This is a genomic window from Streptomyces rimosus subsp. rimosus, from assembly GCF_000720725.1.
Classification (GTDB): Bacteria; Actinomycetota; Actinomycetes; order Streptomycetales; family Streptomycetaceae; genus Streptomyces; species Streptomyces rimosus_A.
The window spans coordinates 18,427-42,352 of sequence record NZ_JOCQ01000009.1 but is presented as its reverse complement, the minus strand read 5'-3'; the positions used below and the strand labels follow the sequence as shown (position 1 = coordinate 42,352).

The 23,926-nt window shown below is 73.1% G+C and carries 21 protein-coding genes and 1 pseudogene; 15 read left to right on the top strand and 7 right to left on the bottom strand.

Annotation, left to right across the window (positions count from 1 at the left end; genetic code table 11):
- Window positions 1-85 precede the first annotated feature (85 nt).
- The 4 genes from IH45_RS0106915 (at window position 86) to IH45_RS0106900 (ending at window position 3,595) form a co-directional block, all read left to right on the top strand.
- Entirely contained in the window at window positions 86-883 is a 798-nt protein-coding gene (locus IH45_RS0106915; protein ID WP_234440444.1) for an alpha/beta fold hydrolase, read from the top strand.
- Window positions 884-1,079: 196 nt separating this feature from the next.
- Window positions 1,080-2,270 (top strand): TolB-like translocation protein, encoded by a 1,191-nt coding sequence (locus IH45_RS0106910; protein WP_030662987.1) that lies wholly within the window; start codon window positions 1,080-1,082, stop codon window positions 2,268-2,270.
- An 81-nt stretch (window positions 2,271-2,351) separates the two neighbouring features.
- Window positions 2,352-3,095 (top strand): alpha/beta fold hydrolase, encoded by a 744-nt coding sequence (locus tag IH45_RS0106905; protein WP_030662985.1) that lies wholly within the window; start codon window positions 2,352-2,354, stop codon window positions 3,093-3,095.
- Window positions 3,092-3,595: a hypothetical protein gene (locus tag IH45_RS0106900; RefSeq protein WP_030662983.1), complete on the top strand. Its 504-nt coding sequence runs from the start codon at window positions 3,092-3,094 to the stop codon at window positions 3,593-3,595. Before IH45_RS0106905 ends, IH45_RS0106900 begins: the two co-directional genes overlap by 4 nt.
- Before the next feature lie 34 nt (window positions 3,596-3,629).
- On the opposite strand, the gene IH45_RS0106895 is transcribed toward IH45_RS0106900, so the two are convergent.
- Complete coding sequence (locus IH45_RS0106895; protein ID WP_030662981.1) at window positions 3,630-4,673, bottom strand: LacI family DNA-binding transcriptional regulator; 1,044 nt, start codon at window positions 4,671-4,673, stop codon at window positions 3,630-3,632.
- 322 nt (window positions 4,674-4,995) lie between these two features.
- Here IH45_RS0106895 and IH45_RS0106890 point away from each other — a divergent pair, with 322 nt between their 5' ends.
- Window positions 4,996-5,952: an ROK family protein gene (locus tag IH45_RS0106890; protein WP_030662979.1), complete on the top strand. Its 957-nt coding sequence runs from the start codon at window positions 4,996-4,998 to the stop codon at window positions 5,950-5,952.
- 73 nt (window positions 5,953-6,025) lie between these two features.
- Window positions 6,026-7,867 (top strand): serine/threonine-protein kinase, encoded by a 1,842-nt coding sequence (locus tag IH45_RS0106885; RefSeq protein WP_078897312.1) that lies wholly within the window; start codon window positions 6,026-6,028, stop codon window positions 7,865-7,867.
- 135 nt (window positions 7,868-8,002) lie between these two features.
- Here the strand turns inward: IH45_RS0106885 and IH45_RS0106880 are convergent, their stop codons facing one another.
- The gene (locus IH45_RS0106880; RefSeq protein ID WP_030662973.1) at window positions 8,003-10,108 is read right to left on the bottom strand and encodes an NPCBM/NEW2 domain-containing protein; all 2,106 of its coding nucleotides are present in this window, start codon (window positions 10,106-10,108) and stop codon (window positions 8,003-8,005) included.
- Window positions 10,109-10,377: 269 nt separating this feature from the next.
- On the opposite strand from IH45_RS0106880, the gene IH45_RS0106875 reads away from it, so the two are divergent.
- From IH45_RS0106875 to IH45_RS0106855, 5 genes are all read left to right on the top strand, one after another.
- Window positions 10,378-11,637 carry an ABC transporter substrate-binding protein gene (locus tag IH45_RS0106875; protein WP_030662970.1) on the top strand — a complete coding sequence of 420 codons (1,260 nt, stop codon included), beginning with the start codon at window positions 10,378-10,380 and terminating at the stop codon, window positions 11,635-11,637.
- 13 nt (window positions 11,638-11,650) lie between these two features.
- On the top strand, window positions 11,651-12,601 hold the full coding sequence (locus IH45_RS0106870) for a carbohydrate ABC transporter permease (RefSeq protein ID WP_394298660.1): 951 nt from the start codon (window positions 11,651-11,653) through the stop codon (window positions 12,599-12,601).
- Window positions 12,598-13,503 carry a carbohydrate ABC transporter permease gene (locus IH45_RS0106865; RefSeq protein WP_030662961.1) on the top strand — a complete coding sequence of 302 codons (906 nt, stop codon included), beginning with the start codon at window positions 12,598-12,600 and terminating at the stop codon, window positions 13,501-13,503. Before IH45_RS0106870 ends, IH45_RS0106865 begins: the two co-directional genes overlap by 4 nt.
- Window positions 13,504-13,637: 134 nt before the next feature.
- Complete coding sequence (locus tag IH45_RS0106860; RefSeq protein WP_030662958.1) at window positions 13,638-13,931, top strand: hypothetical protein; 294 nt, start codon at window positions 13,638-13,640, stop codon at window positions 13,929-13,931.
- 73 nt (window positions 13,932-14,004) lie between these two features.
- The gene (locus IH45_RS0106855; RefSeq protein WP_030662955.1) at window positions 14,005-15,039 is read left to right on the top strand and encodes an NUDIX hydrolase; all 1,035 of its coding nucleotides are present in this window, start codon (window positions 14,005-14,007) and stop codon (window positions 15,037-15,039) included.
- A gap of 81 nt (window positions 15,040-15,120) precedes the next feature.
- Here the strand turns inward: IH45_RS0106855 and IH45_RS0106850 are convergent, their stop codons facing one another.
- A complete protein-coding gene (locus IH45_RS0106850) occupies window positions 15,121-16,494 on the bottom strand; it encodes a dipeptidase (protein WP_030662952.1) in 1,374 nt (457 codons plus the stop codon).
- A gap of 209 nt (window positions 16,495-16,703) precedes the next feature.
- Here IH45_RS0106850 and IH45_RS0106845 point away from each other — a divergent pair, with 209 nt between their 5' ends.
- From IH45_RS0106845 to IH45_RS0106835, 3 genes are all read left to right on the top strand, one after another.
- The gene (locus tag IH45_RS0106845) at window positions 16,704-17,909 is read left to right on the top strand and encodes a geranylgeranyl reductase family protein (protein WP_030662949.1); all 1,206 of its coding nucleotides are present in this window, start codon (window positions 16,704-16,706) and stop codon (window positions 17,907-17,909) included.
- Between the two features lie 151 nt (window positions 17,910-18,060).
- On the top strand, window positions 18,061-19,458 hold the full coding sequence (locus tag IH45_RS0106840) for a sensor histidine kinase (protein ID WP_030662947.1): 1,398 nt from the start codon (window positions 18,061-18,063) through the stop codon (window positions 19,456-19,458).
- Window positions 19,455-20,120, top strand: a complete 666-nt coding sequence (locus tag IH45_RS0106835) for a response regulator transcription factor (RefSeq protein WP_030662944.1) — start codon at window positions 19,455-19,457, stop codon at window positions 20,118-20,120. Before IH45_RS0106840 ends, IH45_RS0106835 begins: the two co-directional genes overlap by 4 nt.
- A gap of 39 nt (window positions 20,121-20,159) precedes the next feature.
- Here the strand turns inward: IH45_RS0106835 and IH45_RS0106830 are convergent, their stop codons facing one another.
- The 4 genes and pseudogenes from IH45_RS0106830 to IH45_RS0106815 form a co-directional block, all read right to left on the bottom strand.
- Window positions 20,160-20,405: a DUF6332 family protein gene (locus IH45_RS0106830; RefSeq protein ID WP_030662941.1), complete on the bottom strand. Its 246-nt coding sequence runs from the start codon at window positions 20,403-20,405 to the stop codon at window positions 20,160-20,162.
- Window positions 20,406-20,581: 176 nt separating this feature from the next.
- Window positions 20,582-21,016, bottom strand: coding sequence for a hypothetical protein (locus IH45_RS0106825; RefSeq protein ID WP_030662938.1), 435 nt, complete (start codon window positions 21,014-21,016; stop codon window positions 20,582-20,584).
- Between the two features lie 196 nt (window positions 21,017-21,212).
- Window positions 21,213-21,968, bottom strand: a pseudogene (locus IH45_RS01000000143215) (maleylpyruvate isomerase family mycothiol-dependent enzyme).
- A complete protein-coding gene (locus tag IH45_RS0106815; RefSeq protein ID WP_030662936.1) occupies window positions 21,955-22,338 on the bottom strand; it encodes an SCO4225 family membrane protein in 384 nt (127 codons plus the stop codon). Before IH45_RS0106815 ends, IH45_RS01000000143215 begins: the two are co-directional and overlap by 14 nt.
- 348 nt (window positions 22,339-22,686) lie before the next feature.
- Here IH45_RS0106815 and IH45_RS0106810 point away from each other — a divergent pair, with 348 nt between their 5' ends.
- Window positions 22,687-23,922 (top strand): ROK family protein, encoded by a 1,236-nt coding sequence (locus IH45_RS0106810; RefSeq protein ID WP_030662933.1) that lies wholly within the window; start codon window positions 22,687-22,689, stop codon window positions 23,920-23,922.
- The last annotated feature ends 4 nt before the right edge of the window (window positions 23,923-23,926 follow it).

Sequence of the window (23,926 nt, the reverse complement as noted above, 5' to 3'; positions counted from 1 at the left end):
ATGTGCCTGTGCGCCGTGAGCGCCACGGCGTACGGTGCTCAGAGCAGCCGGGATCGTGCCGGGCACACCGCCAAGGAGTCCCGCAGTGAATGCCACCCCCTCGCCCCCTGTGCGCGCCGAACTGATGCTGGACGGCCGCCGACTGTCCTACCTGGACTTCGGCGGGAACGGTCGGCTGCTGCTCGCCTTGCACGGGCACCTCGACGAAGGGCGCACCTTCTCCCGTCTCGCCCGGGACCTGGCCCCCGACTGGCGCGTCGTCGCACCCGACCAGCGAGGCCACGGTGATTCGGACCGGGCACCGCAGTACACCCGCCAGGGTTATGTCGACGATGTGGCGGCGCTGATCGAACACCTCGCGGCCGGTCCGGCGGTGGTCCTGGGGCACTCACTGGGTGGGCTCAACGCCTATCAGACGGCTGCGTGGCACCCGCATCTGGTGAGCGCTCTCGTGGTGGAGGACGCCGGTGCCGAGATGGGCGTCTCGGGGGGCGCGAATCCGTTCCTCTTCTTGAGCGGCTGCCCCTACCGGGCGGACACCCCCGAGCAGTTGACCGCGGCGCTGGGCGCAGCCGGACCGATGTTCGCGGACGCCTTGCGGCAGCTCCCCGACGGCTCGTGGCGGTTGCCGTTCCACCCGCAGGACACGATCGACTCCTATGCGGACAATGAAGGCGATCACTGGGCCGACTGGCAGGCGAGCGACTGTCCTGCCCTGCTGCTGTACGGGGCACGCAGCCCCGTGGTCGGTCCGGCCCGGGCACAGGTGATGGTTCGGCGCCGTCCGGGCACCGAGGCGGTGGAGCTGGATGCCGATCACTTCCTCCACCGCGACCGCCCGCTGGAGTTCGCCCGCGCCGTCCGCCTGTTCCTCGGCGCATGACGTGCCTGCTCGCGCGAACGGTTCACAGCCGTCTGCTCGCGGAAGCACAGAAGCGGCTCAGGCGGCCGGACCAGGCCGCCGACGCTTCACCCGTACCGGACGTTGTACGGAGAACGGCTGATTGCGGGCGTCCCTCCTGGCGCGCTTGTATGCGCGTATCCCGCACGGGCGGGGTGGCGGAGATTCAGGGGGGAACATGTCGAAGCGGGTGCATGCGGGGCTGAGTGCGGCCGTCGTGGTGGGAGTGCTGGTGTCGGGGGGCGTGGCGTGGGCCGGTGACGGGGCCGCGTCCACCGTCACACGGGTGAGTACGGCGGCGGACGGCGGTCAGCTGACCGGCCCCTCGCACATCGCCTCGATCAGCGCCGGCGGCCGGTACGTCGCCTTCTGGACCGGCGCGCCGGAGCTGGGCGGCGGGGGCGATTCGACGCACGTGCCGGCCGTCAAGGACCTGCGTACCGGGCGGGTCGAGCGGATACCGGGCGCCCGGCGCGAGGACGGGGCCGGGATCGACAACGTCCCGCTCATCAGCGCCGACGGCCGCTTCGTCGCGTACTCCACCGGATACGTCGGGCACCGTTCCGCGTACCTGCACGACCGCCGGGCCGGCCGCACCACCCACCTGGTCCCGCCGGCCGGCTCCCCGGCCGGCGGCGGGAGCGGCGAGGTCACCTCGCTGAGCGCACACGGCCGTTCGGTCGCCTTCCGGGCCACGGGCCCCGCGCCGGGCGGCCCGGTGCTCGACTACGTATACGACACGGTCACCGGCCGCACCGAACTGATCACCCCCAAGGCGCCGGGCGACAACGCGAAGTACGGAATCGTGCGCGGCGTCTCGCTGAGCGGGACGGGCCGGTGGGTCGCGTACGTGCTCGACGAGCCGGAGGGCGGCGGGCAGGACCTTTTCGTACGGGACCGCCGGACGGGCGCCGTGCGCCGGGCCGACATGAACCCCGACGGCACACCGATGGACGAACGCCGCCTGCGGCTGGGGGAGTTGAGCGACAACGGCCGCGCCGTGACGTTCGCCGCGGACTCCCGCCGCGCGCCGTCCCGGTCCGGGGCGCCCGGCTGGTACGGCTACGTGTACGACCTGCGCGCCCGGCACACGCGACAGGTGGGCCGGGAACGCGGCTTCCCCACGGCGGTCAGCGGCGACGGGCGGCGCGTGCTGGAGAACTACGACGGCCGGCTGACGCTGCACGACCTGCCCACCGGCGAGCAGTACCCGGTCGCGGACGGCTACCTGAACCACGCCGCCCAGCACGCGCTGAGCCGGGACGGCCGGAGCGTGGTCTTCGGCTCGGTCCTGCCGGACCTGGTGCCGGGGGACACCAATGGTGCGTACGACGTGTTCGTGCGGCGGTTCGGGCCCGGGGCGGCGTGACGGACGGCCATTCCGGCCGGAGGTGGATTTGCCCGGTTGGAACCGGGTTGTACGGAAGGCGATGGCGGGCATGTGGATCACATGACTGACGCCGGATTCTTCGCCCGCAGATACGGTCCTCCACCACGCGAGGACCGTCCGGCCGTGGTGCTCGTCCACGGGCTCGGACTCTCGGGGCGGTACTTCGTGCCGCTCGCGCGCCGGCTGGCCGCGGGCGGGGCGGGTGTGGTGGTGCCGGATCTGCCGGGCAACGCGCGTTCCCGGGCCGTCGTGTACCGCGCCCCCGAGGTCGGGCAGCTCGCCGACGCCCTGGCCGGCCTGCACCGGCGGCTGTCCCCGGGCCCGAGCGTGCTGGTCGCCAACTCGGTCGGCTGCCAGGTGGCCGCGGCCCTGGCCGCCCGCCACCCCCACCTGGTCAGCCGCCTGGTGCTGGTCGGCCCGGCGCTCGAACCGGGGGTCTCCGGGTGGCGTCAGTTCGCCCGGCTCGTCGCGGACGCCCCCAAGGAGCCCCTCGGCCTGCTCTCCCTGGCCGCGTTCGACTACCTGGTGACCGGCCCCCTGCGCTGCGCCGCCTCCTTCGGCCGCGCGCTGCGGGACGCGGCCGGGTCATTCGAGGGGAACCTGTCCCGGGTCCGCGCGCCCACGCTCGTCGTACGGGGAACGGGTGACACCATCGCCACCGGCACCTGGACCCGGCGCGTGGCAGGCATGGTCGCCGACGGGCGCGCCGAGGAGATCCCGGGCGCGGCCCACGGGGCCCACTACAGCGCGCCGGACGCCATGGCCGCACTGATCGAGAAGTTCACGGTGGGAGAGACCGGTTGAAGTCCGCGAAGAAGTCCGGCCGCGCGCCGTCCGGGCACCGGGGGCGCCGCTCGCTGTGGCTGCGCCTGCTGCCCGGCATCTCCCGCAAGCGCCGGGGCTTCGTCCTGGCCTGGTGGGGGTTCGCCCTGACCTTCGGCGGGATGCGCCTGCTGACCTGGCTCATCCACATCGACGTGGCCGGGGTCGGCGACGTGCAGGCCGGCGGGGTGCACCTGCACCACTACGTGTGGGGAATCCTGCTGCTCGCGGTGGTGGGCGCGGCGAGCCTGGCCGAACGCTCGGCGCGGGCCCGCGCCTGGCTGGGGCTGGCCTACGGGGTGGGGCTGGCCCTGACCGTCGACGAGGCGGCGCTGCTGATCAGCCTGGAGGACGTGTACTGGGACACGGAGGGCGGCATCAGCATCGCCCTGGCCATCGCCCTGATCGCCGTCGTCGGCAGCGTCCTGGCGTTCACGCGGGGGCGGCGTGCTTCCAGGAACGATCCGGCGGAGGACGGCTGACGCCCGCGGGCGACGGCGCGGACGGCGGCGCCGCTCAGCTGCCCGCCGGCGGCGGCAGTTCGCCCGAGCCGCGCGGGATCAGGCGGGTGGGGATCTCCTCGCGCCGCGGCGGCCCGTCCACGCCGTCGAGGCGGCGGAAGAGCATCGTGGCGGCGGTACGGCCGAGCCGCGCGGCGTCCTGCGCCACGACGGTGATCGCGGGGGAGATCAGGTCGGCCAGCTCGAAGTCGTCGAAGCCCACCAGGGCGACCGGGCGCGGGCGTTCGGCGAGCACCCGGACCGCGGTGACCGTCACCCGGTTGTTGCCCGCGAACAGCGCGGTGACCGGCCGCGGCCCGTCGAGCATGGCGGTGGCCGCGAAGCGCACCCGGTCCGGCGCGGTCGAGCCGAGGGAGACCCACGCCTCGTCCACGGGCAGACCGGCCTCGGCCATCGCGGCGCGGTAGCCGCGCAGCCGTTCGGCGGCGGTGTGGATGCGCGGCTGGTCGCCGAGGAAGCCGATGCGGCGGTGGCCGTGCGCGATCAGGTGCGCCACCGCGTCGCGGGCGCCGCCGAAGCTGTCGGAGAGCACCGTGTCCGCCTCGATGCGGCCCGCCGGGCGGTCCACGAAGACGGTCGCCACGCCCGCCGCGATCTCCGGCTCCAGATAGCGGTGGTCGTCCGCCGCCGGGATGATCACCAGCCCGTCCACCCGGCGCGCGCACAGCGCCAGCACCAGTTCCTGCTCGCGTGCGGGGTCCTCGGCGCTGGACCCGTTGATCAGCAGCGCGCCGTGGTCGCGGGCGACCTCCTCGACGGCGCGGTTCAGCGGCCCGTAGAAGGGGTCGGCGAGATCTTCCAGGACCAGGCCGATGCTGGCGGTGCGGCCCTTGCGCAGGATGCGCGCGGAGTCGTTGCGGCGGAAGCCGAGGGCGGTGATGGCGTCCTGGACGCGGCGTTCGGTGTCGGGCGTGACGCCGGGTTCGCCGTTGACCACCCGGGAAACCGTCTTCAGGCCGACCCCGGCGCGCGCCGCGACATCCTTCATCGTCGGCCGGCTGCCGTAGCGGCGGGAGGTGCCCCGGGCGGTGTCGGTCACGGTGCGCGGTCCTGTTCCTGTCGGCGGCGGGAGGACGCCGGGGCGGGCGCGGCGGCTCCGGCGCCCGCTCCGGTTGTTGCTGGAGAGACGGGCGGGGCCGGTGTGGCGGTTCCCGGTCCGGTACGCCGATGATGGTTCATGGCGTGACCGAGCGGCCGGTGTGTGGGGCCGGCCGGACGGGACGCCCGGCGGTGCCGCGCGACGGTGCGCGGTACGGCGACGAGCATAACCTCTGGACAACGTTGTCAAACGCGACGAGACTGGCGTTCCCGTGCCGGGCCCACGCCCCCCGGCCCCCGCGCCACCAGGAGATTCGACACCGATGCAGACGGACCTCAGCGCAGCGCTGGACATCGGCGGCACCAAGATCGCCGGAGCGCTGGTGGACCAGCGCGGCAGGCTGCTCGTGCGCACCACCCGGCCCACCCCCGCCGACCAGGACGGCGCCACCGTCCTGCGCGCGCTGGCCGAGGTCGTGGCGGACCTGACCGCGCACCCCGAGTGGGCCGGGGTGGCGGCCGTCGGCATCGGCAGCGCGGGCCCGGTGGACGCCCGGCGCGGCACGGTCAGCCCGGTCAACATTCCCGGCTGGCGCGACTTCCCGGTCGTCGCGGAAGTCCGGGCGCTGGTCGGCGGGCTCCCGGTCGTGCTGGTGGGCGACGGCGCGGCGATGACCGCCGCCGAACACTGGCAGGGCGCCGCCCGCGGCTACGCCAACGCCCTGTGCATGGTGGTCTCCACGGGCGTCGGCGGCGGCCTGGTGCTGGGCGGACAACTGCACCCCGGCCCGTCGGGGAACGCCGGGCACATCGGCCACATCAGCGTGGACCTCGACGGCGACCCGTGCCCGTGCGGCGCCCGCGGCTGCGTCGAGCGCATCGCCAGCGGCCCCAACATCGCCCGCCGCGCCCTGGAGAACGGCTGGCGGCCCGGCCCCGACGGCGACACCAGCGCCGCCGCCGTGGCCGCCGCCGCACGTGCCGGTGACCCGGTGGCCCGTCACTCCTTCGAGCGGGCCGCGCAGGCCCTGGCCGCCGGGATCGCGGCCACCGCGGCGCTCGTCGAGATCGAGATCGCGGTGATCGGCGGCGGCGTGGCCGGCGCGGGCGACACCCTCTTCGTCCCCCTGCGCCGCGCCCTGGACGACTACGCGACGCTGTCCTTCGTCCGTGGCATCACCGTCGTACCGGCACAGATGGGAACGGACGCCGGAGTGGTCGGCGCCGCGGCGGCCGCCGCGCAACAGTCCCGTCTCGATGCCTTCGCCCCCACCGTCTGAACGGTTCGCGCCGCCCGGCGCGCCCCTAGTCTGTTGCCGACCATGACCGGGGACGAGCAGTGCGAACGGGGCGATGGGCGTGGACGGTGTGGACGAGCCGGGTGACGTGGGCGGCGGGGGCCGTGACGCGGGCTCCGGCAACGGGGGCTCCGGCAACGGGGACCTGACGGGGCGGGTGCTCGGCGGGCGCTACCGGGTCACCGGGCAGATCGGACGCGGCGGCATGGGCGTGGTGTGCCGGGCCGTGGACGAGGTGCTGGGCCGGGAGGTCGCCGTCAAGGTGCTGCGGGCCTACACCGACGCGTCCGCGCCGGAACTGGCCGACCTGCGCACCCGTATGCAGCGCGAGGCGCGCGCCGCGGCCCGTATCCGGCACTCCGGCGTGGTCACCGTGCACGACGTGATCGACGAGGCCGGGCGGCCGGTCATCGTCATGGAACTGGTCGACGGCCCTTCGCTGGACGACGCCCTCGACCGGTACGGCGCCATCGGCCCGCGCGACATCGCCGCCATCGGCGCCAAGGTGATGGACGCGCTGGACGCCGCGCACCAGGTGGGCGTGCTGCACCGGGACGTCAAGCCCGGCAACGTCCTGCTGGAGGGCTGGGCGCGGCGGGCGGGCCGTCCGGACGCCGGGGTGGGCCGCGTGGTGCTCACCGACTTCGGCATCGCCAGCATCGAGGCGCCGGACGACGGCGCGACCACCCATCTGACCCGCAGCGGCGAACTGGTCGGCTCGCTCGACTACCTGCCGCCGGAGCGGGCCCAGGGGCAGCCGCCCTCGCCCGCCTCGGACATCTGGTCGCTGGGCATGACGCTGTACGCGGCGGTGGAGGGCAACGGCGCGCCGTTCCGCCGGACGTCGGTGTGGTCGACCCTGACGGCGATCGTCTCCGAACCGCTGCCCGAGCCGCGCCGGGCCGGTCCGCTGACGCCGGTGCTGCACGCGCTGATGGCCAAGGACCCGGCTGCCCGGCCGAGCGCGGCCGAGGCGCGGGCGATGCTGACGGCGGTGGCCGACGGGCGGGCCACGACGGCGCCGGGCGCCACGCGGACGCCGACCGCGCCGGACGTCCGGTCCGCGCCGCTGCCATCCGGTGGGCAGGCCGGGGCCGGGCCCGTGGCGTCAACTCCCGTGCGGCCAGGGCTGGTTGGCGTACCGGCGCCATCGCTTGGCCTGGGGGAGCGGGAGACCAGCGCCGTACCGGTCCCGGATGACCGTGCGCGGCAGGGCAGGCGCGGACGCCGCCCCGCCGTGCTCGCCGCAGCCGTGGCCGCGGTACTGCTGGCGGGCGGCGGAGTGACGTACGCGCTGATGGACCAGGACTCCGGCCGTACGCTCGCCGAGCGGCGGCCCACCGGCTCCCCGCAGGAGCAGAGTGGGCGGGCTGGAGCGTCGGGCGCTCCGAAGGAGACCGGGGAAGCGGAAGAGGGCGGGAAGACGGGCGGGAAGGCCACCGGGGGCGGCTCGGACAAGGCGAGCGCGTCGCCCACCGCCTCCGGCAAGCCGTCGCCGGGCGGCTCCTCGTCCGGGAAGCCCGTGCCCGGTGGCGGCAGCAGCCCAGGGAAGGGGGCTGCCACCGGCGGTGCCACCGCGCCGGGAGGCGGTGGTCCCGCCGGCGAGCCCAAGCCCCGCTCGTGCGTGCCCATCGGAGCCGGCAAGTTCGACTGCGAAGTGTGGCGCGCCGCCGGCTCGTACACCGCCTCCTTCCAGCGCGTCGGCACGCTGAACGCGGGCACCAACTACTTCTACTGCCAGGCGGATCTCGGCCGCCGCGAGACCTTCAGCCGGTGGACGAACACCTGGTGGGCCAGGACGGACGACGACAGCGGCAACTCCGGGGTCTACGTCAGCGTCGTCTACGTCAAGGGCGGAAAGAACGACGGGCCGGTGCCGGGACTGCCGACCTGCTGACGGTGCCGGGACTGCCGGCCTGCTGACGGTGCCGGGACTGCCGGCCTGCTGGCACGGAAGGCCCGACACGGTGGCCGAACGCCGATGGCCGGGCGGCCCGGAAGGCCCGCCCGGCCACCACGGCCGTGCCCGGTGTCAGCAGTTGAACTTGGCGTCGGCCCAGTCGGCGTGGTCGTAGTAGAGCCCGTCACCGACGTCCTGCACCACCAGCCGTACGGTGGTCGCCCCGGTGACCGACGCGCTGATCGCCTTCGCCGGGTCCGCGCCGGTCAGCTTGCCGCTCTCGGCGACCCGCTGCCCGTCGGCCCACACCTCGAAGGCGACCGATCCCTGGTCGCCGGTCTCGTCGTCCACGCCGACCTGCGCGCTGAACGCCGAGCACTGCCCGCCGGTGTAGTACGTGATCTCACTGGGCGCGTGGGCGCCCAGGCCCTTGGTGTAGGTCACGCCGCCGATGCGGATCGGCGTGCCGTCCCCGGCCTGTGGCCCGCCCACGCTCATGTCCCGTTCGACCGGCCCCCAGCCGTTGGTGGCGGTGACCCAGGCCAGGTCGCTGGCGTACGAGGTGCCGGCGGGCGGCGCCTGTACGGCGATGACCGGCACCGGCAGCGTCTGGGTGACCCGCTGCCCGCGCGCCGAGCGGTAGTCGGTGGTCAGCGTCAGCTCGTACGCGCCCGGCTTCGTCCCCGCCAGCGGCGCGATCTTCCAGGCGGTGACCAGTTCCTTGTCCGGCGGCAGGGCGGGGGCCCCGGTGGACGTGACCGGCTCGACGCGCCAGCCCTGCGGGCCCTTGAGGGAGACCTTGACGTCGAACGCCGGGGTCCGGCCGAGGTTGCGGGTGAGCGTGGCGGTCCGGGCCTCCTTGCCGACCTCGATCGGGTCGATGCCGTCCGCGCCGGTCTCGACGGCCGGCGGGTAGTGCGCCCAGCGGCGGTCGGCGGAGACGCGGTACACCAGCGTGCCGTGCGCCGGTACGGTCGCGGCGATCTCACCGGCGGTGTGGGTGTCCTCGTGCTTCCACAGGTCCCGCAGCCGGTAGCCGCTCGCCTGCGGCAGGCCCGCCTCCTTCGCCGTGGTGGTGATGCGCTGCGGCCGGTCGGACTCGTTGAACAGCGCCACCGCGCGGTCGCCGTCGGCCAGCGGCTTGCTCAGCACCCACCGGCCGCCCGCCGACTTCAGCACCTCGGCCTGCTGGCCCAGCGGGTCCTGGTCGAGCCCGATGACCTCGCGGTTGCCGAGGATGTCGTACGTTGCCTGGGAGGCCTTGCGCAGGTCGGTGCCGATGAGCAGCGGTGCGGCCATCATCGACCACAGGGAGAAGTGGCTGCGGTACTCGGTGTCCGTCATGCCGCCGTTGCCGACCTCCAGCATGTCCGGGTCGTTCCAGTGGCCGGGGCCGGCGTACTTGGCCAGCGGCGCGTTCGCCTTGAAGATCCCCACCGCGCTGTCCCACACGTCGCCGATGTCGCCGGTGGTGCGCCACAGGTGTCCGACATCCGCCGCCCACTCCCACGGCTTGTTCTCGCCCCACTCGCAAATGCTGTAGACGATGGGGCGGCCCGTCGCCTTCAGGGCGTCGCGCATGGTGGTGTAGCGCTTCTTCGCGTCCACCCCCTGGTTGTTGCAGTTGTCGTATTTCAGGTAGTCCACTCCCCAGTCGGCGAACTGCCGGGCGTCGGAGTACTCGTGGTCCAGCGCGCCGGGCATGGCCCGGGCACAGGTCGTGGTGCCGGCACTGGTGTAGATGCCGAGCTTGAGCCCCTTGGAGTGGACGTAGTCGGCCAGGGCCTTGATGCCGTTGGGGAAGCGGGTGGTGTCCGGGACGAGTTTGCCGTTGGCGTCCCGGTCCTTCCGGGCCCAGCAGTCGTCGAGGTTGACGTACTCGTAGCCCGCGGCCTTGAGGCCCTTCTCGACGAAGAGGTCGGCGATCCCCTTGATCATCGCCTCGTTGAAGTCGGCTCCGCAGTGGGTGGAGTTCCAGTTGTTGAAGCCCATCGGAGGCGTCCTGGCCAGGCCGTCGGGCAGCCGCGGGGCGGCGGACGCGGCTGATCCGGCGGTTCGGGCGGCGGGTGCGGTGGCGGGTGTGGCGGCAGGAGGTGCTGCCCCGGCCTCGGCCGTACGGGCCGCGGCGGGCAGGGCTGTGACGCCCGCGGCGCACAGGAACGCCGCGGACAGCGCTCCGACGACTCTTCGCCGGGTGCGCCGGGTGCGCCGGGGGGTGAGGGGGGTGTGCGGGTGCATGATGCGCGTCCTCCGTTCTCGGAGAGAGCAGTGAAGTCATGTACCAGTCAATAGCGAGTGTTTACGGTAAGGCTTGTTGGACTGTGTTGGAAGACAAAAGGCAGCGGTCGGGGAGCAGCCCGCCAAAAGCCTTGACGGATACCCCCGTTGGGAGTGAGATCCCAGCACTCGCGTTCGGTTCTGTTCGGTTCCATCGCTGAGGAGGGGGAGACATGGTCCACTCATCGGGAAACGGCCCGGGCGGGTGCGCCCACCGGGCGGTACGCGGGGTGACCCGGAGGTCCCTGTTGCGCGGCGCGGCGGCCGGTGCGGGGGCGGTCGCCGTACCGGCGCTGCTCACCGCGTGCGGCGGCGGGCCGGGCGGCGGCGTCACCCTGGGGTCCAACGCCTCCGACGCGGTGCCGAAACGGGCGTACGCCGACGCCTTCGCGGCGTACGAGAAGAAGTCGAAGAAGGACGTGAAGGTCAACACGGTCAACCACGAGAACTTCCAGGAGAACATCAACCGCTACCTCCAGGGCACGCCCGATGACGTCTTCACGTGGTTCGCCGGTTACCGCATGCAGTACTTCGCGCGAAAGGGCCTGCTCGCCGACATCAGTGATCTCTGGAGGGAGTTCGACGGGTTCTCCGAGGCGGTGAAGAAACAGTCCACGGGCGAGGACGGCAAGCAGTACTTCGTGCCGTACTACTATTACCCGTGGGCGGTCTTCCACCGTAAGAGCGTTTTCCGGACGCGGGGTTACGAGATCCCGAAGAACCTCGATCAATACCGTGCCCTCGCCCGGCAGATGCAGAAGGACGGCCTCACTCCATTCGCCCTGGGCGACAAGGAGGGCTGGCCCGCCATGGGCACCTTCGACTACCTGGACATGCGGGCCAACGGATACGACTTCCACATCGCGCTGATGCGCGGGGAGAAATCCTGGACGAGCCCCCAGGTACGGCAGGTCTTCGACCTGTGGCGCGGCCTGTTGCCGTACCACCAGAAAGGCGCGAACGGGCGGACCTGGCAGGAGGCGGCACAGTCGCTCCAGCAGAAGAAGACCGGCATGGCGGTGCTCGGCCTGCCGCACCCGGGCCAGCAGTTCACCGCGGAGAGCCGCGCGGACCTGGACTTCTTCCCGTTCCCCGAGATCGATCCGGCATTCGGGCAGGAGGCGGTCGAGGCGCCGGTGGACGGGTTCCTCATGGCGAAGAAGGCACGGAACCGGGCCGGGGCCGAGGACCTGCTGGCATTCCTCGCCACACCGCGGGCCGAACTGATCTATCTCAAAAGCGACCCGAACAACGTGGCGGTCAACAGCGGGGCCGGCACCGGCTCGTACGGCGCCCTGCAGAAGAAGGCCGTCCGGCTGGTGTCCGGCGCCCGGCAGATATCGCAGTTCATGGACCGCGACACCCGCCCCGATTTCGCCTCGACCGTACTGATCCAGGCGATCCAGCAGTTCATCGGCGACCCGGACGACATCGACGGGCTGGTGAACGGCATCGAACGGCAGAAGAAACAGATATTCGCCGCGGACTGACGCCGTGACCACCGTGAACCGGACGACCGGCACCAGGCCGGTGAACCCGCCGAAGGCCGGGCCGCCGCGCCCCGCACGGCGCCGCGGCCCGCGCCGCCACACCCGCCGCGACATCGCCGTCCTGTGCGTCCTCCTGGGCCTGCCGATCCTGCTGGACCTGGCCCTGGTCTGGGGGCCCACCCTCGCCTCCGTCGCCCTGTCCTTCACGACCTGGGACGGGGTCGGCGACATCGAATGGGCCGGATTCGGCAATTACGCGGACCTCTTCGCCGATTACCCGCAATTCTGGCCCGCGGTCCGCAACAACCTGCTGTGGCTGGCCGCCCTCGGGCTGCTCGCCACGCCGTTCGGGCTGCTGCTCGCCGTCCTCATCGACCGCGGCGTGCGGTTCAGCCGCTTCTACCAGTCCACGCTCTACATGCCGGTCGTGCTCTCGCTCGCCGTCGTCGGCTTCATCGCCCAACTGGTCCTCTCCCGCGACCAGGGCGCGCTGAACGCCCTGCTGGGCCGTCAGGACGACCCCGTCGACTGGCTCGGCGACCCGGACCTCAATATCTGGATGGTCCTGCTGGCCGCCTGCTGGCGGCACACCGGATACGTGATGATCCTCTACCTCGCCGGGCTGAAATCCGTCGACCCGGAACTCAAGGAGGCCGCGGCGATCGACGGCGCGAGCGAACGGCAGGCGTTCTTCCGGGTGGTGCTGCCGGCGCTGCGCCCGGTCAATGTCATCGTCGGCGTCATCACCGTCATCGAGGCGCTGCGCGCCTTCGACATCGTCTATGCCGTCAACAAGGGCCGCAACGGGCTGGAACTGCTGTCCGTGCTGGTGACCGACAACATCATCGGCGAGGCGAGCCGGATCGGATTCGGCTCGGCCATCGCGGTCGTCCTGCTGCTGGTCTCCCTCGGATTCATCATCACCTATCTCGTCCAGGAACTGAGGGGGGAACAGCGGCGATGACCGTTTCCGCGGTACGCGCCCGGCGCCCGGCGCGCCCCGGCGGCCCGCCCGGCCGCCGTGGCCGTTCCGGCGTGCACGCCTTTCTGCTCGCCGTCTCGCTCGCCTTCCTCGCCCCGCTGCTGCTGGCGGTCTACGCGTCGCTGCGCCCGTACGAGGAGACCGCCCGGGACGGGTATTTCTCCCTGCCGAGCCGGCTCTCCCTGGACTATTACCGGCAGGCGTTCACCGATTCCGGCATGGGCCGGCACTTCCTGAACTCGCTCCTGATCACGGTGCCGGGCGTGCTGATCACCCTCTTCCTGGCGTCGTTCACCGCCTTCGCGGTGGCCCGGCTGCGGCTGCGCGGTTCCCTGGTCCTGCTCATGGTCTTCACGGCCGGGAACCTGCTGCCGCAACAGGTCATCGTCACCCCGCTCTACGTGCTCTTCAACAAGGTGCCGCTGCCGTACCGGATGTCCGACTCGCTGATGCTCTACGACTCGCTGTGGGCGGTGCTCGCCGTACAGGTCGCCTTCCAGCTGGGCTTCTGCGTCTTCGTGCTCGCGAATTTCATGCGGACCCTGCCGCGGGAAATCCTGGAGGCCGCGATCGTGGACGGCGCCGGGGTGTGGACCCGCTACCGGCACGTGACGCTCCCGCTGTGCCGCCCGGCCCTCGCCGCCCTGGGAACCCTGCAATTCACCTGGATGTACAACGACTTCCTCTGGGGCCTGGTCTTCCTGTCCACCGGTGACAAACTCCCGGTCACCTCGGCCCTGAACAATCTGCGCGGGCAATTCTTCACCGACTACAACCTGCTGGCCGCGGGCTCGGTCATCGTCGCCCTGCCCACGGTCGTCGTCTTCCTGCTCCTGCAACGGCACTTCATCGCGGGGCTCACCCTGGGCGCGAACAAAGGGTGACGCGGCGGTCCGCCGCCGGGTGCGCCGGTGTACGGAAAGTCCGTGCGCGGGCGGGCAATCCGTGCGCGGGCCCTTGCCGGGTACGGCCGGGGCGGCGACGCTCCGGCTACATCCCGAGCGGGAAGGGAAAGGTCATGACGAACGCACAGATGTGGGCGCTGATCGTGGGATTCGCGTCACCGATGCTCATCTCCGTCATCAACCGGCCCGAGTGGTCGCAAGCCGCCAGAACACTGGTGCAGGTGGTGGTGTCGGTGCTGGTGGGGCTGGGGAGCGCGCTCTTCGCCGGGGACTTCGCCGGAAAGGACGTGGTGACCAGCATCCTGGTCGCCGCCGTCGCCGCCATCAGCGCGTACAAGGGCGTCTTCAAACCTGCCGGGATCGCGCCGAAGGTGGAAAAGGCCACGTCCCCGGCCGCACGGTCCTAGGCCGGGCCCCGCAAGAGTTTCCGTGGCAGGGTGTTACGGGCAATTCACAGGGGTCTAGGGACAAGGGGGCAATGTGATCGTCTGGCTGAACGGCGCGTCCGGTGCGGGAAAGTCCACCGCGGCCCGGTACCTGCTGGACCTGCTTCCCGGAAGCACGCTCTACGACCCCGAACTGGTCGGAAGTGAACTGCGGCTGATGCTGCCCGCCGCGCGGCTGGAGGAGATCGGCGACTACCAGGACCTGCCGGCCTGGCGCCGGCTCGTTGTGGACACCGCGGCGGCCCTGCTCCACGAGGTGCCGGGGCCGCTGGTCACCCCGATGCCGCTGCTGCGCCAGGAGTACCGGGACGAGATATTCGGCGGCCTCGCCTCGCGCCGGGTGCCCGTGCGCCACGTTCTGCTGCACGCCGAGGAAACGATCCTCCGCGAGCGGCTGGCGCGGCGTACGGCCCAGGACGGGGACGGCGCGGGCGGCCCGGCCGCACGGGAACGGGACCTGGCACGCCTGGAGTCGTACGAGGACGCGCTGGGCTGGCTCAAGCAGGACGCGCACGTCATCGACACCGCCCGGCTGACGCCCAGGGAAACCGCCGAGCGGGTCGCGGAGGCGGTCCGGGCCGGGGCCGGGGCCTGCGACATCGTGCAGACACCGGAACCCACGGCGGAGACCCTGGCGGCCGGGGTGCTGCTCTTCGACGACGCCGACCGGGTGCTGCTGGTGGACCCGACGTACAAGCCGGGCTGGGAGTTCCCGGGCGGCGTGGTGGAGCCCGGTGAGCCGCCGGCCCGCGCCGGGCTGCGCGAGGTGACCGAGGAACTGGGCATCCGGCTGGACAGCGCGCCCCGCCTGCTGGTGCTGGACTGGGAGCCGCCCAAGCCGCCCGGCTTCGGCGGGCTGCGGATGCTCTTCGACGGCGGCCGGCTGGCCGGCGAGCAGATCCGGGACCTGCTCCTGCCGGGACCCGAACTGCGCGGCTGGCGGTTCGCCACCGAGGACGAGGCGGCGGACATGCTGCCCCCGGTGCGCTGGAACCGGCTCCACTGGGCCCTGCGCGCACGCGAACAGGGACGCCCGCTCAATCTTGAGGCGGGCGTTCCTGTGGGATGAGCGCCTGCCGGACAGGGATTCCGGAGCGGCGGCACCGGCCGGGGGCGGCGGGAGGGCTCCCGGCCGGTGCCGTACGGGCCGTCAGCTGCCGGCGGCCGCGGACTGCTCGGCGTAGCGCTGGAGGAACAGCGCCTCGGCGAGCGAGAGGCGCTCCAGCTCCTGCGGCGAGACGCTCTCGTTCACCGCGTGGATCTGCGCCTCCGGCTCGCTCAGGCCGATGAGCAGGATCTCCGCCTCCGGGTAGAGCGCGGCCAGGGTGTTGCACAGCGGGATCGAACCGCCCATGCCGGATGTCTGCATCTCCGTACCGTCGTACGCCTCGCGCATCGCCGACGCCATCGACGCGTACGCCGGGCTGCCGGTGTCCGCGCGGAACGGCTGGCCCTGCCCGATCTGCTCGACCGAGACCCGCGCGCCCCAGGGCGCGGCGTTCTCCAGGTGGGCGGTGAGCAGCTCGGTCGCCTTCACCGCGTCGGTGCCCGGCGGAACGCGCAGGCTCACCAGCGCCCGCGCGCCCGCCTGCACGGACGGCGTGGCGCCGATCACCGGGGGGCAGTCGATGCCGAGGACGGTGACGGCGGGCCGGGCCCAGATGCGGTCGGCGACCGTGCCGCCGCCGGTCAGCCCGACGCCGTCGAGCACCTTGGCGTCCTGGCGGAACTCCTCCTCCGGGTACTGCAGGCCCTCCCAGGTCGCGTCGGCCGCCAGCCCGTCGATCGTCGTCGAGCCGTCCTCGCTCCGCAGCGAGTCCAGGACGCGGATCAGCGCCGCCAGCGCGTCCGGGGCCGCACCGCCGAACTGGCCGGAGTGCAGATTGCCCGCCAGGGTGTCCACCTGGACGCGGACCAGCGTCATGCCGCGCAGCGTCGCCGTGACCGTCGGCAGGCCGACGCGGAAGTTGCCGGTGTCGCCGATGACGACGGTGTCGGCGGCCAGCAGCTCGGGGTGGGCCTCGGCGTACCGCTCCAGGCCGCCGGTGCCCTGCTCCTCGGAGCCCTCCACGATCACCTTGACGTTCACCGGGACGCCGCCGTGCTCCCTGAGCGCCCGCAGCGCCGTCAGGTGCATGATCAGGCCGCCCTTGCAGTCGGCGGCACCGCGCCCGTACCAGCGGCCGTCCCGCTCGGTCAGCTCGAAGGGCGGCGATATCCAGGCGGACTCGTCCAGCGGCGGCTGCACGTCGTAGTGGGCGTACAGCAGTACGGTCGGCGCGCCCGCCGGGCCCGGCAGGAAGCCGTACACCGACTGGGTGCCGTCCGGGGTGTCCAGCAGCCGCACATCCGTGAAGCCGTCGGCCCGCAGCGCGCCCGCCACCCACTCGGCGGCGGCCTCGCACTCGCTCCGGGGGAACTGCGCCGGATCCGCGACGGACTTGAAGGCCACCAGTTCGGCCAGCTCGGTCCTGGCCCGGGACTGCAGCGAGGCGACGGTGTGCGCGAGCGGGCTGTCAGGCATGGAACGCTCCTTGTGGGCGCGGCGTTGTACACGTGGGTGCACGCGGGGTCGCGTGCGGATCACGCGCGGGTCCGTCCGGCGCGCCGCACCGGACCAACCGTACGTACGGGCGATTGTGGGGCCGATCTTCCCACAGGACGCCCGCCGGAGGGCGGCCCGTAGGATGCGGGCGGTACGCGGCACGGCATCGAACGGGAGCAGAAGCACAGGTGAGCAGCGACAGCGCAGCCGAGGGGAACCAGCAGGTGTGGGACGTCGTGGTGGTGGGCGCGGGGCCCGCCGGAGCCTCGGCCGCCTACGCCGCGGCGTGTACGGGACGCCGAGTGCTGCTCCTGGAGAAGGCCGAACTGCCCCGGTACAAGACCTGCGGCGGCGGCATCATCGGGCCGTCCCGCGACGCCCTGCCGCCCGGCTTCGACCTGCCGCTGCGCGACCGGGTCCACGCGGTCACCTTCTCGCTCAACGGGAAGATGACCCGCACCCGCCGCTCGAAGCACATGCTCTTCGGGCTCATCAACCGCCCCGAGTTCGACGCCCAGCTGGTCAAGACGGCCCAGGACGCCGGCGCCGAGCTGCGCACCGGCGTCACGGTCTCCCGGGTCGAACAGCACGGCCCGGAGGTGCCGGACCGGCGGACCGTCGCCGTGGTGCTGGGCGACGGCGAGGTGGTGCTGGCCCGCGCGGTGGTCGGCGCGGACGGCAGCGCCGGCCGGATAGGCGCGCACGTCGGGGTGAAGATGGACCAGGTCGACCTGGGCCTGGAGGCGGAGATCCCGGTGCCGCCGACGGTCGCCGAGGACTGGGCCGGGCGGGTGCTGGTGGACTGGGGCCCGATCCCGGGCAGCTACGGCTGGGTCTTCCCCAAGGGCGACACCCTCACCGTCGGCGTGATCTCGGCCCGCGGCGAGGGCGCCGCGACCAAGCGCTATCTGGACGACTTCATCGGCCGGCTCGGCCTGGCGGGCTTCGAGCCGGCCATCTCCTCCGGGCACCTGACCCGCTGCCGCGCCGACGACTCGCCGCTCTCCCGCGGCCGGGTCCTGGTGTGCGGCGACGCGGCCGGGCTGCTGGAGCCGTGGACCCGCGAGGGCATCTCCTTCGCGCTGCGCTCCGGGCGGCTCGCGGGGGAGTGGGCGGTCCGCGTCTCCGAGGCGCACGACGCGGTGGACGCACGGCGCCAGGCGCTGAACTACGCCTTCGCGATCAAGGCCGGGCTGGGCGTGGAGATGGGGGTGGGCCGCCGGATGCTGACGATCTTCTCGCGCCGCCCCGGCGTGATCCACGCGGCCCTGACCGGCTTCCGGCCCGCCTGGTTCGCTTTCGCGAAGATCGTCCGGGGGACGACGACGCTGGCCGAGATCGTCCGGACGCACCCGGTCGCGCGGCGGGCGCTGGGGGCCATGGACCGGCCGTAAGGGCGCTGGAGCAGCCGTAGGGACGGGGTCCGGGGCCGGGCTGGTGCCTTCGCCGTACGGTGCCTTCGCCGTCGGCTACTCCCTGTGGAGTACATCCGGTGACCGCGCCGGGCTGACGTCCCGGTGCGTCGCCCCGGTCTAGCGTGGCGGGATGGAGAACGGACGGCCGCCGTGGGCGCGGCTCTGCCACGGCGGCCGGGACGGCCACGGCCCGGACCGGTGGCGGCCCCGGTCCGACGAGGACGACCAGCTGCCGGGCGGCCGGTTCGGCGCGCGGCTGTTCCGGGGCTCCGCCGCCGGTACGCGGCTGCCCTGGGCCTCCACGGCCGCCCTCACCGTCTTCGTGCTGGTCGGCACACGGTTCGCGGGGCGCAACCAGCCGGACCGCGCCGAACTCGACGCGCTCGCGTACGCGCTGCTGTTCGCGGGCATGGTGCCGCTGCTCTGGCGGCACCGCCTCCCCCGTACGGTCGCCCTCGGTACCGCGGCCGCCACCGCCGTCTACCTTGCCGCCGGATACCCGTACGGCCCCTTCCTGCTCTCCGTCGCCCTCGGCTGCTTCGCGGCCGTCGTCGCGGGGCAGCGCGTGACGGCCTGGACGGCCGTCGGCCTGGTCTGGGCGAGCCATCTGCTGGTCGGCCACTGGCTCTACCGCCGGCTGCCGCCTTCGGGCGACGGGCCCGCGCCCTGGGGGGAGCAGCTGTTCGTCACGGTCCTGGTGGTGGCGGTCGTGGCGGTGTCCGAGCTGGCGCGCGTACGGCGTGAACAGTTCGCCCGTATGCGCGCCGAGCGGGCGGCCGCCGCGCGGCGGCGGGCCGACGAGGAGCGGCTGCGGATCGCCCGCGAACTGCACGACGTGCTGGCACACAGCATCTCCGTCATCAACGTCCAGGCGGGCGTCGGACTCGCCCTGCTGGACGAGGACCCCGAACAGGCGCGTACGGCCCTGACCACCATCAAGGCCGCCAGCAAAGAGGTACTGGGCGAGGTACGGCAGGTCCTGGCCACGCTGCGGGCCCCGGGCGACGCCCCGCGCTCCCCGGCGCCCGGCCTGGACCGGCTGCCCGAGCTGTGCGAGCAGGCGAAGGGAGCCGGGCTCGCGGTACGGGTCACCGAGCAGGGCCGCCGCCCCGGGCTCGCACCGGGTGCCGACCTGGCCGCCTTCCGGATCGTCCAGGAAGCGCTGACCAACATCGTCCGGCACTCCGGCTCCCGCACTGCCCGGGTCGGGCTCGTCCACCTCTCCGGCGCGCTGGAGATCACGATCGACGACGACGGGCCCGCGACCGCCGCCGGGCGGGCCGGGGACGCCGGGGCCGTCACCGGGGGCGGCAACGGCCTGGTCGGAATGCGGGAACGGGCCGCCGCCCTCGGCGGCACCGTCGAGGCGGGCCCGCGGCCGGACGGGGGCTTCCGGGTGCACGCCCGCCTCCCGCTGCGCCCGGCGACACCGGCGCCGGGCGCCCCCGGCCCGGCGCGCGCTACGGATACGGTGAATTCCACCGCGAATCCCACCGTGCACCCCACCGCCACCGAGGAGGAGTCGTGATCCGGGTACTGCTCGCCGACGACCAGCTGCTGGTCCGCGCCGGGTTCCGGGCCCTGCTGGACGCCCAGCCCGGCATCGAGATCGCCGGCGAGGCGGCGGACGGCGAGGAGGCGCTGATCGCCCTGCGCGAGCAGCGCCCCGACGTGGTGCTGATGGACATCCGGATGCCGGTGCTGGACGGGCTCGCCGCGACCCGGCAGATCTCCGAGGACCCCCGGCTGACGGACGTGAAGGTCGTCATGCTCACCACCTTCGAGATGGACGAGTACGTCTTCGAGGCGATCCGCGCGGGCGCCGCCGGATTCCTGGTCAAGGACACCGAACCGGAGGAACTGGTGCGGGCCGTGCGCGCCGTGGTCGACGGCGACGCGCTGCTCTCGCCGGGCGTCACCCGCCGGCTGATCGCCGAATTCGCCGCCCGCTCCAAGGAACCGGCCGCGGGCGGCACGCTCTCCGCGCTCACCGAGCGGGAGCGGGAGGTGATGGCCCTCGTCGGCCTCGGGATGTCGAACGAGGAGATCGCCCGCCGTCTGGTCGTCAGCCCGCTGACCGCCAAGACCCACGTCAGCCGCACGATGACCAAGCTCGGTGCCCGCGACCGGGCCCAACTGGTCGTGCTGGCCTACGAGTCGGGGCTGGTGCGGCCGGGGTGGCTGGGGTAGCGGGCCGCGCGGCCGGCGTAACCACCGGGCGGCGGCGTGCTATCCGGCCCGCCGCCCCGTGAACCGGCGCAGCACACGCACCACCCGCCAGACGAACGCCACACCCGCCGCGCACCCGGCCACCGCCGACAGCACACCGGCCCCGGCCCGGCCCAGGTCCGTGAACAGCAGCGGGCTCACCACAACGCCGAAGACCAGAGCGGCCACGAACACACCGGTCAGCAAAGCGAAGCCGATCTCGACGGTCATCGCGTCACGTTCGGCCTGGGAACGGGTGGGAGACATGGGGGGAGTGTGGCATGTGGGGGTGGGGGTATGTGGTGGATCGGCTGGAAATCTCCCGCTTCCCCGGCCGCGGTTCCTACCTCCTCTCCCCGCCCCGGCTCCGCCCCTCCGGCCTCGGACGCGAGACGGGCTGATGCCCGGGGTGGCGATGCTGGCGGCGTCGGAGGGCCTCGACATCAGGACGGTACGCACACCTCTTTGCCTTTGAGAGTGTCCATCCCACCACCAGCGATGACGCCGATGAGCGGATATACACAGCCGGCGGCGAGGTAGGTGGACCATTTCTTGGTACCGGTGTTACCGCCGGAAAAGATCTCTTGCGGCGGCCCGCTCGCCCAGTTGGCACCGCCGCCGGTGTTGTTCTGCCAGCCGAGCTTCACCCAGACCGGGTCGCCCTTTCTCTTCCAGTAGCCCACCCCGATGACACCGACCTGCCCCACCTTTCCGGTGACGTCGATGCACAGGTCACCGTTACCGAGGTCGGTGCAACGCTGCACGTACTCCTTGAGCGGGGGCGCGGCCTCTGCGGCCTGCGCGGTTCCGGCCGTCGTGGCGAGCAGGAGAGGGGCAGCCACCGCGAGGCACAAGGCAGTGGTCATCGGTGCACGCATGTCTCCTCGATTCCCCTCGCCACAGTGACGAGGTGTGTGGTGAGTGACACCAGTTCTGCCGTTCGCGGATTTTGCTGCTGTCGCGCCCTCCGCACAAGGACAGCCTTCGGCCATCATCGGGCGGAGCGGCGAGGGGCCGGTCGACCAGGGACTGCGTGCGGTTGTGATCAATAGCCGTGCAGTTGCACCCCCCGACTCAGATCACGAACCGCTCCCGCCACAGCCGGGCCAGCGCGGTGTCACCCGTGATGGTGAGGTCGTCCAGTGGGCGGCGGTTCCACAGGGCCAGGTACAGGTCGGGGGCCGGGGCCTCGATCACGCAGTCCGGTGTGACGGCGTCCGCCGCCGGGGCGTCCGCCGCGCGTTCCACCTGCGGCTTCGTTTCCGACAGGCGTATCGTCCAGGCTCCGGTGGCCTCGCCGGTGGCCCGTATCCGAAGCGTGCGCGGCGCGTCCGTCCGCAGCGCCTCGTGCCTGAGCGGGACCATGCCCAGCAGCAGTTCGTCGATGCCGTCCACGGCGAAGGCGGGCGCGGAGGGGGTGATGCCCGCGCCGAGCGCGGACTCGGCGTCGGCGCGGTGGATCGCCGTCTCGTGCGCCTGGCGCCGCGCCCAGAAGGACAGCGGGGACGGAGCGGGCAGGAAGGTCCAGCAGGACAGGTCCGCCGGGGCGGCGCGCAGCGTCGACACCAGCTTCCGGCAGCCGTCGCGCACCCAGTCGGCGAGCGCCTCGTCGGCCGGCTGCGGGCCCTCGGCCGGCCGCACCATCTCCTGGACGGAGTTCGCCACGAAGTTCGTGGCCCAGCGGTGCACCCGGCCCGTGTGGACGAGCAGGTCGCGCACCCGTCACTCCGGACAGGTGGGGACCGGGGCGTCGGCCCCGGCCTTCTCGGCGGCGTCGGCGAGGAGTTGGCCGTCGTGCGCGAGCGAGTCGATGAAGTCAGTGGTCTCCATGCCGCTGAGTGTGCCAGCCACCACTGACAACGGCCCCGCGCTGCACCGGCCGGCCGCGCAGCCCCCGGTGGACCAGCCCGAGGAGCAGCGCGTTGACCAGCGCGGCGACGACCAGCGTCAGGGCCGGGTACCACGACGGCGAGCCGGAATCGCTCCACAGCGCGTCACCCGCGAACCACAGCGGGAAGATCGTGGGCGCGGTGAGCAGCACCGCCCAGATGCCCGCGAAGGAAGCGTCCTGATGCTCGACGAAGACCATGTCCACCAGGGCGAAGAGCACCGCCGCGACCACCAGGGCCAGGTAGACCAGCGAGACCGGATTGCCGAACGTCAGCCGCGCGAGGCCGCGCAGCCGGGGTGTGGTGTTCATGCCGCCCCCACGTGTCGGGGTGGCCGGACGGCGGTGGCGCGCGCCGCGCACGCCGGCGCCCTCCGGCCGGATGCCCTGGCCGAATCCGTGACCAAGTAGCCCATTATGGTCCGCCGTCGGTCCCTTTCGGCAGGCCGGGTACCCGTCATCCGCGTATCGACTCCCGCGTACGCGGCGGTACGCGCTGCGCGGTAGCCGTACCCGGCCGTCGGCGGTACCCGCCACCCCGCTTCCGGCCGTACGCGATGCCCGCCGCGCCCGCCGTGAGCGGCCCGGCCGTCCGCTTGCGGGCGCGCGGAACGGCGGCCCGTGTTTTGTTCACCGTCGGTACAAAGCAAGAATGGGGGCGTGACCCACACTCGGACAACCAGGCTGGAGCGGGGCCGCAGCGCCCTCGGCCCCGCGCTGGAGCTCGTACACACCGGGCGCGCGCCCACCCGTGCCGTGCTCACCTCGGAACTCGGCGTGACCCGGGCGACCGCCGGCGCGGTGGCGGCGGAGCTGGAAGCGCTCGGCCTGATCACCGTCGACTCCCGCCCGACCGCCTCGGCGGGGTCCCAGGGCCGCCCCTCGCACCGGCTGTTCCTCGACGAGAACGGCCCCGTGGTCCTCGCCGCGCAGATCCACGCCGACGGCTACCGCACCGCGCTGGTCGGCCTCGGCGGGCGCATCGTGGCCACCGAGAGCGGCTGCGACACCATCCCCGCCGACCCGGCCCACGTACTTGCCGAAGTCGTGGCGTCCGGGGCCGGGATGCTCGAACGGACCGGGCGGCGCTGCCTCGGCGCGGCCCTCGCCATCCCGTCCGCCGTCGCCGAACCCGACGGTGAGGCGCTCAACCCGCTGCACCTGGCCTGGCCCACGGGCGCCCCCGTACGCCGTCTCTTCCGGCGCGCGCTCGCCGACGCCCGTATCCCCGGGGTCACCGCGGGAATCGGCTTCACGGGCAACGATGTCAACCTCGCCGCACTGGCCGAACACCGGCACGGCGCCGGCCGCGGCGCCCGCGATCTGCTGTGCGTCGCCTCCGGGCACCGGGGCGTCGGCGGCGCGCTGGTCCTGGACGGGCGGCTGCACAGCGGCAGTTCGGGCCTGGCCCTGGAGGTCGGCCACCTGACCGTCAACCCGGAGGGCGCCCCCTGCCACTGCGGCAGCCGCGGCTGCCTGGACGTCGAGGCGGACCCGCTCGCCTTCCTCGGCGCCGCGCGCCGCGCGCCGGGCCCCGAGGGCTCGCTGCTGCGGCAGGCCACCGACCTGCTGCGCGAGGAGTACGACGACCCGTCCGTACGGGCCGCCGCCGACCTGCTGATCGACCGGCTCGGCCTGGGGATCGCCGGGCTCGTCAACATCCTCAACCCGGACCGCATCATCCTCGGCGGCCTGCACCGCGAACTCCTGGGAGCCGACCCGGAGCGACTGCGGGCCGTGGTCGCCGACCGCAGCCTGTGGGGACGCAGCGGCGGCGTACCGATCCTGCCCTGCTCGCTCGACCACAACAGCCTGGTCGGCGCGGCGGAGCTGGCCTGGCAGCCGGTGCTGGACGATCCGCTGGTGGTGCTGGAGGAGGGGGCCGCGAGCGGCTGAGCGG